The organism is Endozoicomonas sp. ONNA1, from assembly GCF_024606325.1.
In the GTDB taxonomy this organism is placed as follows: Bacteria; Pseudomonadota; Gammaproteobacteria; order Pseudomonadales; family Endozoicomonadaceae; genus Endozoicomonas_A.
Genome location: NZ_JAHHPN010000290.1, coordinates 1 through 11,194, shown reverse-complemented (window position 1 = coordinate 11,194; position 11,194 = coordinate 1). Strand labels below are relative to the sequence as shown.

Annotated in this window: 8 protein-coding genes; 4 read left to right on the top strand and 4 right to left on the bottom strand. The window is 47.0% G+C overall.

Annotated features, from left to right (window positions below):
- Nucleotides 1-362: 362 nt before the first annotated feature.
- The 4 genes from KDK19_RS06910 to phoR all read left to right on the top strand — a co-directional run bounded on the left by KDK19_RS06910 (nt 363) and on the right by phoR (nt 4,359).
- Entirely contained in the window at nt 363-977 is a 615-nt protein-coding gene (locus tag KDK19_RS06910; protein ID WP_257280328.1) for a chorismate lyase, read from the top strand.
- A 121-nt stretch (nt 978-1,098) separates the two neighbouring features.
- Nucleotides 1,099-1,986, top strand: a complete 888-nt coding sequence (gene ubiA / locus KDK19_RS06905; protein WP_257280394.1) for a 4-hydroxybenzoate octaprenyltransferase — start codon at nt 1,099-1,101, stop codon at nt 1,984-1,986.
- A 322-nt stretch (nt 1,987-2,308) separates the two neighbouring features.
- Nucleotides 2,309-2,998 (top strand): phosphate regulon transcriptional regulator PhoB, encoded by a 690-nt coding sequence (gene phoB, locus KDK19_RS06900; RefSeq protein ID WP_257280329.1) that lies wholly within the window; start codon nt 2,309-2,311, stop codon nt 2,996-2,998.
- Nucleotides 2,999-3,039: 41 nt separating this feature from the next.
- Nucleotides 3,040-4,359 (top strand): phosphate regulon sensor histidine kinase PhoR, encoded by a 1,320-nt coding sequence (gene phoR, locus KDK19_RS06895; RefSeq protein ID WP_257280330.1) that lies wholly within the window; start codon nt 3,040-3,042, stop codon nt 4,357-4,359.
- A 189-nt stretch (nt 4,360-4,548) separates the two neighbouring features.
- On the opposite strand, the gene KDK19_RS06890 is transcribed toward phoR, so the two are convergent.
- The 4 genes from KDK19_RS06890 to KDK19_RS06875 form a co-directional block, all read right to left on the bottom strand.
- Entirely contained in the window at nt 4,549-4,971 is a 423-nt protein-coding gene (locus KDK19_RS06890; RefSeq protein ID WP_257255491.1) for an H-NS histone family protein, read from the bottom strand.
- Between the two features lie 475 nt (nt 4,972-5,446).
- On the bottom strand, nt 5,447-6,982 hold the full coding sequence (locus KDK19_RS06885) for a SpoVR family protein (protein WP_257274228.1): 1,536 nt from the start codon (nt 6,980-6,982) through the stop codon (nt 5,447-5,449).
- Between the two features lie 32 nt (nt 6,983-7,014).
- Complete coding sequence (locus tag KDK19_RS06880) at nt 7,015-8,292, bottom strand: YeaH/YhbH family protein (protein ID WP_257280331.1); 1,278 nt, start codon at nt 8,290-8,292, stop codon at nt 7,015-7,017.
- Between the two features lie 375 nt (nt 8,293-8,667).
- On the bottom strand, nt 8,668-10,590 hold the full coding sequence (locus KDK19_RS06875; RefSeq protein WP_257280332.1) for a PrkA family serine protein kinase: 1,923 nt from the start codon (nt 10,588-10,590) through the stop codon (nt 8,668-8,670).
- Nucleotides 10,591-11,194: the final 604 nt, after the last annotated feature.

Here is an 11,194-nt window from a genome sequence, read left to right as displayed (position 1 = left end):
GCTCAAACGTTGGATAGAATCGGTATTTGTAAGCTCGTTTAGTCATTTTTACAAATATATTATCTTTTATGTAGGATTCAAGCTTTTGCCAGTCCTATCGGACTGGTCGCTATCCATCTCCGGCCAAGCTCTGCGAGCTATGGATGGAGTATTCCGCGCGAATTGATAAATTGTTGGGGTATCGTTGTGCTTTTCAACTTAAAGTCATTCTCAATTCCATAAATTTAGCCAATAATAGCAGCCTGTGTTTAACCGTGAAGTGACTATCCTGTCATTGCTTTTCATGGTTCAGGATGAGCTGCCCTCAGTCTGAGAGGCGTCTGTGCAGTTCTTGAGAATTAGGTTTTGAAGCAGGAGTGAGGGTGCCTTTTATTGATTTTTCAGGCTTGCCCTGGAAGCCAAGACATTATCTGAAACAGCAGATTCCAGAGCCCTGGAGAGACTGGTTGCTGGACAGAGGCTCCCTGACGCAGCGTCTGAAGCAGGCGTACAATGGCGACTTCAGTGTTCAGGTTATTCGTCAAGGAACCTTTATGCCGACCTATTCGGAGCTGAAGTTTCTCAATCACTATGAGCAGTCAAAGGTAACGCCCACTCCTGATGAGATGGCAGGATCATTCAACAGCAGACACTGCAGCAAAATGGCTTCTATCAGGGAAGTTCTGTTGATTTGTGGTGGCAGACCCAGGGTGTTTGCGCGAAGTGTATTGCCTCACAGCAGTCTTATTGGCACTAACAGGGGACTGCTGCAACTGGGCAATAAACCTCTGGGGGAGTTTTTATTTAACCATCCTGGTATGCGACGGGGGCCATTTGAGGTAGCGGAACTGCCGGCACGACAGTTTAATCCTCATCTGGTGGAAAAATACTCAGATGAAACAGCCTGGGGAAGACGGTCGTTATTTTATTTGCACGAAAAGTCTATTTCTGTTTGTGAAATCTTTTTGCCAGATCTGCCTGAAAAGACAGAGGAGTGAGAATCGGCCCTAACCTGATAAACTGGCGATATAATTCAAGGCCGTGAGCGGCAGAAACCTCAGCGATGACAAGAAAAGTACCGATAAACAGCCAAACACTATGATGCATTTCAGGAAACCCATGGTGGTATCAGCAGGGACCGAAGTGGTTCTGCAGCGATTCCCCCGTTTAAAAGACTTTTTACAGCTGGCCAGGCTCAATCGGCCCATTGGTATTTATCTGTTGCTCTGGCCTACACTTTGGGCGCTCTGGGTTGCAGCAGAAGGTGTGCCGAGTCTGGCGAATCTGGTGATTTTTTCGATCGGCGTTGTTTTGATGCGCAGTGCGGGTTGTGTCATTAACGACTTTGCTGACAGGAAAGTGGACGGTCATGTTGAACGAACACGTAATCGACCACTGGTGACGGGTAAAATTCAGGAAAAAGAAGCACTGATGTATTTTGTCGGCATGGTGCTTCTGGCTTTTATTCTCGTCCTCTTTACGAATGCTCTTACCATCCAGCTTTCTTTTGCCGGGCTATTGCTGGCATCGGCTTACCCTTTCGCAAAAAGACATACTCATCTGCCTCAGGTGGTTCTGGGGGCTGCTTTTGGTTGGTCGATACCCATGGCTTTTGCGGCTCAGAGCGGAGCCCTGGGAAACATCGTCTGGCTGATGTTTCTGGCCAATCTTTTCTGGACGGTGGCTTACGATACTCAATACGCCATGGTGGATCGAGACGATGATCTGAAAGTAGGCATCAAGTCCACTGCTATTCTGTTTGGTGAGATGGATAACCTGATCGTAGGTAGCCTGCAAGTGCTTACTCTGCTAACTCTCGCCATGGTAGGCCATCAGCTGGAGTTGGGCGTTCTGTACTTTCTCTCACTGATCGCTGTTGCAGCCCTTTTCGTTTATCAGCAATGGTTAACTCGTCGTCGTGAGCGTGAGGCCTGCTTTAAGGCATTTCTTAACAACCACTGGGCTGGAGCCATTGTCTTTGTCGGGTTTGTGGTGAGCTATCTTTGATATGCAATGCGGTTTGAAATCCTAGTGGTATGTACCGGCATAAATGGCTAAAAACCATGTCCTGCGAGCTCTTAAGCAATATTTTTGTTTTCAGAGTCTGGTGGCAGTCTGGGGTGTGTCATCTGTCTGTAACATTTCAAAGGTGTAATGTCCGGTGTATAGTGCGGTTGATCAAAGTAATGAGAAGCAGCTCTGAGCGATCAAAACAGCTCTGAGCGATCAAAAAGACATTACCCTTCCGGTAAAGACCCAACGAGCTGCTGCTGACAGATGCCAGAAAGTCACCGCCGAAATCGAATCGACAGATAACAGGTAGAGATTAATGCCAGGAAAGACCATTCTGATCGTAGATGACGAAGCACCGATTCGCGAAATGGTGACTGTTGCTCTGGAAATGGCAGGGTATGATTGTCTTGAGGCAGCTGATGCGAAAGAAGCGCACTCTCTGATCGTGGATAACAAACCAGATTTGATCCTGCTGGACTGGATGTTGCCCGATGTCTCCGGCATAGAACTGGCTCGTCGTCTAAAGCGCAACGAGCTGACTTCTGAAATCCCCATCGTCATGTTGACGGCCAAAGGTGAAGAAGACCACAAAATCCAGGGACTCGAGACCGGAGCCGATGACTATATCACAAAGCCTTTTTCTCCCCGTGAATTGGCTGCTCGTTTAAAAGCAGTTCTTCGCCGTACAGGTGGGTTTGATAATCAGTCTCCCATTGTCATCAACGGGTTGGAACTGGACCCGGTCAGCCACAGGGTCTCCATTGATGGCTCGCCTGCTGAAATAGGACCTACCGAGTACCGTTTGCTGCAGTTTTTCCTGACGCACCAGGAGCGCGCCTATACCCGTGGGCAGTTGTTGGATCAGGTCTGGGGTGGCAATGTTTATGTTGAAGAGCGAACCGTAGATGTACACATACGACGTTTGCGAAAAGCGTTGGGTGATAATTACGAAGCTTTTGTGCAAACTGTTCGTGGTACCGGATATCGTTTCTCAACCAGGGTGTAAACTTTCTATGCTCGTTGGTCAGGCCCCTGGTCGGGAGTAATATGACAACAATTTCAAAAACCCGTTTGCTGAGCCGTATGGTTGCTTACTTGGTTGTTGGGTTTTCCCTGGGCTGGCTAATTGGAGAACCTTTTTTAGGGCTCTGTGTGGTGATGGGAGGTTATTTTGTCTGGAGCTTCCGCCAACTTTTCAAACTACTGGTCTGGCTGAATGATCCCAAGGCCAGGAGCAAAGAACCCCCTGAGAGTAAAGGGTTCTGGGGTGAAATTTTTGATGGTATCTATCGATTACAGAAACAGCACAGTCGCTCCCGGCAAAAGCTGGCCGGAGTGATTGAGCGCGTTCAGGAATCAACTGCTGCGCTTAATGACGGTGTTGTGATGATCGATAATCAGAGTAACCTGGAATGGTGGAATCCTGCTGCTGAAAGCTTGATGGGTCTGAAGACGCCTGACGATAAAGGGCAATTGATTACCAACCTGTTGCGTGATCCAAGGTTTGCTGACTACTTTGAGCAGGGTGGTTATCAAAAAGCTCTTGAGATTCCCTCTCCTGTCAATCCGGATTATCAACTGCAATTTAATATAACGGTGTATGGCAAAGGCAATCGTCTGATGACCGTGAGAGATGTCACGCGTTTGAATCAGCTGGAGGTCATGAGAAAAGACTTTGTTGCTAATGTTTCTCATGAATTGAGAACACCGCTGACAGTTGTGTCCGGGTACCTTGAAACCATGCTGGACAGTCTGGGCCCCGATTCAGGCCTGCCTCCTGTTTGGGAGAAAGCGCTAAACAGGATGCAGGAACAGTCACTGAGAATGCAGAATCTGGTGGCAGACCTGCTGTTGCTGTCCAAGCTGGAGTCGGCCGAAGCTCAGGCAGATGAAAACGGGGTGCATCTTAAAACCATGCTGAACAGCATTGTTGAAGACGGGTGTGCACTCAGTGGCGAAAACCAGCATCAGATTTCACTGGACTGTCCTGAAGATGTCTTTTTGGCTGGCAGTAGCAGTGAGTTACGCAGTGCCTTCTCGAATCTGGTCTTTAATGCTGTGCGCTATACACCGCAAGGTGGCAAGATACATTTGCGCTGGTGGCAGGATAAGGAAGGCGGACATATGATGGTGAAAGATAACGGTGTCGGTATTGACCCCATGCATATTCCCAGGTTGACTGAACGTTTTTACCGGATTGATAAAAGCCGTAGCCAGAGTACCGGAGGAACAGGACTCGGGTTGGCTATCGTCAAGCACGTCATGCTAAGACATGGAGGCAAACTCACTATCAGCAGTCATCCGGGGAAAGGCAGCCGTTTTGTTTGCCATTTCCCGGCAAAATGCCTTGAGCTGGAACACTCATGAAAAAAGCATAAGAGGAGTGGTAGCTCCTTTTATGCTTTTTAGCAGACCACCAAAAAACGATTAATCTTCTGATGGTCTCGTCATTCGAATGGTTTGTTTCTCAGAGTCTGTTACCCTGACTATTGAATGATGTCTGTATTCAAGAAACAGCGGACTGGAGGCGAGTCTGAAATCCTGAAAACGGTCGACTTATTCTTCTTCAACCACGCAGTCCAGACGCTTCTTGCCGGTGCGGTCCAGGTAACTCTGGAAGTCACGTGGCAGACGGCCTGTGGTAGAGCCATCCCACTGAACGGTGTCTCCCGCTTCAGTCCGGTATTCAAAAGTAAATCTCTGGACATTACGACGACGTTTTGGAGCCGCTACTTCCAGGTGGTCCAGATCATCCATTGAAATGCCACGCTCAGCCATGATTTGCTTAACGGCTTCAATGCTTTTCAGTTTGGCTTGACGCTCTTCGTCAATTTTATTGCGGGCTTCAACTTTCTCCTGCAGTACGTCCTGCATTCTGGAGATGATACGCTCAAGATCTTCAACATGAACATCTTTAAACAGAGAGCGGATCCGTGCTTTACTGCTCAGGCGGTGATGAATTTCTTCAAAAACGTTCATTCAAGGAACTCCCAATTCAGGCCAAATCGGTGGGGTATTAATGATTTTCAACGATGAAAGTGCCTATTTATACAGGAAGCTTTAAATTGATGGAAGCATTTAATGTGCTTTTATGACCTATTCAAATAGATTTAATAACATTTTATGAGTTGATAGGGGCGATTGTACAATAGATAAACAGTTTTGGGTCAATCAGACGTGCTAATGAATTGAATGGTTTTGACTTGATATTGCTTATTTCTTAAAGAACCAGATAGCTAGCTGTGCATTTGGCTCTTTAAGAGTATCGTTATCGATTAAATCTCAGGCTATGGACGTAATCCCCTTTTTTTGCATCGAACAGGAGGTGCATATCCCACTGCCATGACAGTGGGGTATGGGTTATCAATGGATAGGGTACAGGCAGGATTAGATTACTTTTTAATTCTTATTAGTTTTAAATATTAAAAAGAATCTTGTTTGTCTCTCATATCTTTTAGCGAGACTTTTCGGAATCTTTCTTATCTGGACATTGATAGCTTTTGCTGACCTTGTTATCAATGTTAACCGACTCCAGTTTGACATCAAATTGCCAGAGACGATGTACATGCCTGAGTAATTCTTCAGTGCTATTGTCCAACGGGCGTCCCTGATGCTGGTAATGTCTCAGGGTCAGGGTACGGTCGCCACGAACGTCGACGTCAAATACCTGGATATTGGGTTCTCGGTTCCCAAGGTTGTATTGGGCAGCCAGTGACTCCCTTACTTCTTTATATCCGGTGCTGTTATGAATCGCATCGACTTCCAGATAGGATTTGCTGTCGTCATCGAGAATCGAGAAGAGTCTGAGGTCTCTCATGACCTTGGGAGACAGGAATTGTAAAATAAAGCTTTCATCCTTGAAGTTCTGCATCGCAAAGTGCACGGTTTCCAGCCAGTCACTGCCGGCAATGTCCGGGAACCAGTGCTTGTCTTCATCGGTAGGATTTTCACAGATTCTGCGAATATCCTGGAACATACTAAAGCCCAGTGTGTAGGGGTTAATGCCGCTGTAGTGTGGGCTATCAAAAGGAGGCTGGTACACGACGCTGGAGTGAGAGTGCAGGAACTCCAGCATAAAGCCATCGGTGACTTTTCCTTCCTCATAAAGCTCATGGAGAAGATGGTAGTGCCAGAAGCAGGCCCAGCCTTCGTTCATGACCTGGGTTTGGCGTTGAGGGTAATAGTATTGGGACACTTTCCTGACGATTCGCAGCAGTTCACGCTGCCAGGTTTCCAGCAGTGGTGCATTTTTTTCCAGAAAGTAGAGAATGTTTTCTTCCGGGTCTTTGGGAAAGCGTTGAACTTTTTTCTCTTCTTTCTCTTCAGCTTTTGGAATGGTGCTCCAGATGTCGTTCAGGGTTCTCTGAATGTATTCTGCTCTTTCCTGCTGGCGCTCTTTTTCCTGTTCTGCTGATAGTGGTCTTGGGCGCTTATAGCGATTCACACCCTGATTCATAAGAGCATGGGCAGCGTCCAGAACATCTTCAACCGCTTCAACGCCATATTTTTCTTCGCACTCAGCAACATAACGTTTGGCAAACATCAGGTAGTCAATGATGGACTCGGCATCGGTCCAGGTCTGGAACAGATAGTTACTCTTGAAAAAAGAGTTATGACCATAACTGGCATGGGCCAGAACCAGAGCCTGCATGGTCATGGTGTTTTCTTCCATGAGATAAGCAATGCAGGGGTTGGAGTTGATCACAATTTCATAAGCCAGCCCCATGCGGCCACGCTGATAATTCTGCTGGGTATGGAGAAACTGTTTGCCAAAGCTCCAGTGGCTGTACATTAATGGCATACCTGTGGAAGAGTAGGCATCCATCATCTGTTCGGCACTGATGACCTCAATCTGATTCGGGTAAGTGTCCAGCCGGAACTTGTCAGCCAGACGTGCCAGCTCACGGTCGTATTCCTGAATGAGATCAAAAGTCCATTCTGAACCCGTGGAGATGGGTTGTTTCTCTTTAGCCGCTTTCCCCTTGCTCATGGCCGTCACCTCACTCATGACTGATTTATCGCTTATACGGTTTCTTTTTTCTCAAACAGGCGACGGAACACCGGATAAATGTCATTCGGTGTTTTGATTTGCTGCATGGCAAACTGATCGGCGAACTGTTCAGCTATGCTTTCGTATTCACGCCACAGGTTCTGGTGAGCCCGGTCGGTGATTTCGACGTAGGAAAAATATTGAACCTTTGACATGATCTGTTCAGTCAGAATTTTGGAGCAAACGCTGGAATCCCCTTCCCAGTTATCGCCATCGGAAGCCTGAGCAACATAAATGTTCCAGTCCACCGGATTGTAACGGTTATTGATAATGTCGCGGGTCATTTCCAGGGCACTGGACACAATGGTTCCGCCGGTTTCCCGGGAATAAAAGAAGTCATCCTCATCGACTTCCTTTGCGGCAGTGTGGTGCCGAATAAAGACGACTTCGATCTGTTTGTAATTACGTTGCAGGAACAGATAGAGCAGGATGAAAAAGCGCTTGGCCATGTCTTTGATTTCCTGTGTCATGGAGCCGGAGACATCCATGACACAAAACATCACAGCCTTGTTACTGGGGCTGGGAACTTTGATCAGGTTGTTGTACTTGAGATCAAAGTCATCAATAAAGGGCAGCTTTTTCAGCTTGCCATTGAGCTCTTTAATCTTCTCACGAAGTTCTTCAACCAATTGAGTATTGGTCTCCTCCGGACTGACTTCCAGCTCACGAAGCTGTCGCCTTAACGCTCTTACTTCTTTGCGGGCACCACCACCCAGGGCAATTCTTCGAGCATGAGCTGATCTCAGGGAGCGAACAATGTTCAAGCGATCAGGAGAACCTTCACTGGTGTAACCTGCGTGCTTCATTTTGAACTCAGTGGCATCCTGAAGCTGCTTTCGAACCAGGTTTGGCAGCTCAAGGTCGTCAAACATGTGATTCAGAAACTCTTCATGGTTGATCTGGAAGCTGAACTCATCCATACCTTCGCCAGAGTTACCGGCTTTGCCTCGACCTGAACCCTGGCCAGAACCACCGGATGGACGTTTGATTCTGTCGCCTGAAACAAACTCCTTATTACCGGGATGAACCTGTTTGTAGCGGCCACCCTGACCATGCTGAAAACGGGGTTCGGACAGATCCTTGGTGGGAATGGTGACCTGGCTGCCTGATTCCACATCCGTAATGGAGCGTTTGTTAACCGCTTCAGAAACCGCTTTTTTAATGTGCTTCCGGTATCTGTCCAGGAAACGCTGTCGATTGACAGTACTTTTGTTTTTCCCGTTCAGACGTCGATCAATAATAATGCTCATTCGCACGCTCCCTGTCTGTTATGACACAGAACATTTCATGATTTCTATGTCGCCAGTTTTGAACGGCCTGTTCAAAACCTTGTTATTCCAATACCTGTTTTTCCATGACTTTTTTGTTTACAGCTTTCTTCGCTCATGGCTGTTTTCGCTCATGTCTGTATTAGTTATCGGAATAGGGTGACATTTTGCCACCGTTTTTTGTTTATTTTGGCTCCGTAAGCCAGCTTCTGACATTCATCAGTCACTGTCGGAGCGATCTCGAAATCATTTTTTGATCACTTTTTCTGCCCGTCCACGGACGTTGACCGGAGATCTAAATGATCAAAGAATAATTCCATTAAACAGGGCCTGCGACAGCGTCGCAGGCCTGACATTTTACTGCGACTTTCTAACCCTGATATACCATTCAGCCAGCAGTCTCACCTGCTTCTCGGTATAGCCTCTTTCAACCATGCGTTTCACAAACTCGTTGTGTTTGCGCTGGTCTTCGTTACTGCTCTTGGCATTGAATGAAATGACAGGCAGAAGGTCTTCAGTATTTGAGAACATTTTCTTCTCGATCACGGTGCGCATTTTCTCGTAGCTGGACCAGCTTGGGTTTTTTCCCTGATTGTTGGCCCGGGCTCTGAGCACAAAGTTCACCACTTCATTACGGAAGTCTTTCGGATTAGCAATGCTGGCGGCCTTCTCAATCTTTTCCAGCTCTTCGTTGATTGAAGCTCGATCGAGTATGTCTCCGGTTTCCGGATCACGGTATTCCTGATCCTGAATCCAGAAGTCAGCGTAGGTGATGTAGCGGTCGAAGATATTTTGCCCGTACTCAGAGTATGACTCGAGGTAAGCAGTTTGAATTTCCTTGCCCAGGAACTCGATGTATTTCGGCGCCAGGAATTCCTTAACATAACGCAGATAGCGTTCATGGATTTCTTTCGGGAATTGCTGCTGTTCTATCTGCTGTTCCAGTACATAGAGCATGTGAACCGGGTTTGCTGCCACTTCGGTAGGGTCAAAGTTAAAGACTTTTGAGAGAATTTTGAAAGCAAAACGGGTTGAGAGTCCTTCCATGCCCTCGTCCACGCCAGCAGCATCTTTGTATTCCTGAAGCGGCTTGGCATTAGGGTCGGTGTCCTTCAAGCTTTCACCGTCATAGACTCGCATCTTCGAATAAACGTTGGAGTTTTCGGGTTCCTTGACTCGAGACAGAACCGAGAACTGGGCCAGCATCTTCAGCGTATCGGGTGCGCAGGGCGCTTCTCTCAGGGAGCTGCTGGAAAGCAGTTTCTCATAAATCAGAATCTCTTCTTTCACCCTTGTGCAATAGGGCACTTTGACAATGTTAACCCGGTCAATAAAGGCTTCGTTGGTTTTATTATTCTTGAAGGTTTGCCATTCTGATTCGTTGGAGTGAGCAAGGATGACACCGTTGAAAGGAATCGCGCCCATCCCTTCGGTACTGTTGTAATTACCTTCCTGAGTGGCAGTCAGCAGCGGGTGGAGGACTTTAATGGGGGCCTTGAACATCTCCACGAATTCCATCAGCCCCTGGTTGGCACGGCAGAGTGCGCCGGAGAAGCTGTAAGCATCCGGATCATCCTGCGAATACTCTTCCAGCTGACGGATATCCACCTTACCCACCAGGCTGGAAATATCCTGGTTGTTTTCATCACCGGGTTCGGTCTTGGCTATGGCTACCTGGTTAAGAATGCTGGGGTGGAGTTTGACAATCTTGAACTTGGTAATGTCACCACCAAACTCGTTAAGACGCTTCACTGCCCAGGGTGACATGATGCCACCCAGATAACGTTTAGGAATGCCGTATTCCTGAGTCAGAATGTCACCATCCTCTTCTGCATTGAACAGATTCAAGGGTGATTCAAAAACCGGTGAACCCTTGATGGCATAAAAAGGTTGCTTTTGCATCAGGGCTTTCAGTTTTTCCGCCAGAGAGGATTTACCGCCACCTACCGGACCCAGCAAATAAAGAATCTGTTTCTTTTCTTCCAGTCCCTGGGCCGCATGCTTGAAGTAGGAAACAATTTGTTCAATGGCTTCTTCCATGCCATAGAATTCTTCAAAGGCAGGATAACGCTTGATCAGTTTGTTGGAAAAAATACGACTGAGGCGAGAGTCCCGGGAGGTGTCTGTCATCTGTGGTTCGCCAATGGCCATCAGCATTCTTTCTGCTGCATTGGCATAGGCTCCGGGGTCATCTTTACAGAGGTCGAGGTACTCCTGAATGGTGAGCTCTTCCTGCTGCGTGGATTGGAATCGCTCCTGGTAGTGGTTAAATATATCCATATTGTGCCCTGCCCTGTCTGATGTTCGGATTCAACAGCCGTATCGGGAGGCGCCCCTTTTTTTCGACTGTCTCAAGATCAGTACATTGGCCACTCTTATGATTGAAGAGAGTCAGTATAGAAAGTGGCCCGGGCTGGCAGCCGTCCATTGGCTGACATCATGGAAAGCTCAACTAAAACCTGGAAGCCTGATCAGGAATTTTTTTATTCCCGGTCAGTCTCCTGTTCGTTGACTCAAACACAATGGCAGGAAAAGTCCAACCCATTAGATTTTATAATGTGGAGTTTTTAATCAATCTGCAATAGCTGTCGTCGGGTTTAGTACAGAAAATAGCGATTTTTTTTCTGCACTCAAAAAAATGCACTGAGCTTTTGTGGTTTGTGACAGTTTTGCCACCTTTGCATAAATTAAAATTATACGACTTAGTTCATGTAAAAGATTTGCAGCCAAATACTTCTGAATCAGGAGCTGATAACTGCCTTAATGGCACCGCACTTTGTAGTTAGGGAAATTTTCATTCATAGCTTCGCAGAGGGGCTATATTTCCTGTTCACCCAATTTTTCCGGGAAATTATTATGAAAAAGTCATTCAATCTCTTTCCGT

Excerpts from the sequence above, each read along its gene's own strand:
- KDK19_RS06890 (WP_257255491.1), bottom strand. The coding sequence starts at position 4,971 with ATGAACGTTTTTGAAGAAATTCATCACCGCCTGAGCAGTAAAGCACGG.
- phoB (WP_257280329.1), top strand. The coding sequence starts at position 2,309 with ATGCCAGGAAAGACCATTCTGATCGTAGATGACGAAGCACCGATTCGC.
- KDK19_RS06875 (WP_257280332.1), bottom strand. The coding sequence starts at position 10,590 with ATGGATATATTTAACCACTACCAGGAGCGATTCCAATCCACGCAGCAG.
- KDK19_RS06885 (WP_257274228.1), bottom strand. The coding sequence starts at position 6,982 with ATGAGCAAGGGGAAAGCGGCTAAAGAGAAACAACCCATCTCCACGGGT.
- KDK19_RS06880 (WP_257280331.1), bottom strand. The coding sequence starts at position 8,292 with ATGAGCATTATTATTGATCGACGTCTGAACGGGAAAAACAAAAGTACT.
- ubiA (WP_257280394.1), top strand. The coding sequence starts at position 1,099 with ATGGTGGTATCAGCAGGGACCGAAGTGGTTCTGCAGCGATTCCCCCGT.
- phoR (WP_257280330.1), top strand. The coding sequence starts at position 3,040 with ATGACAACAATTTCAAAAACCCGTTTGCTGAGCCGTATGGTTGCTTAC.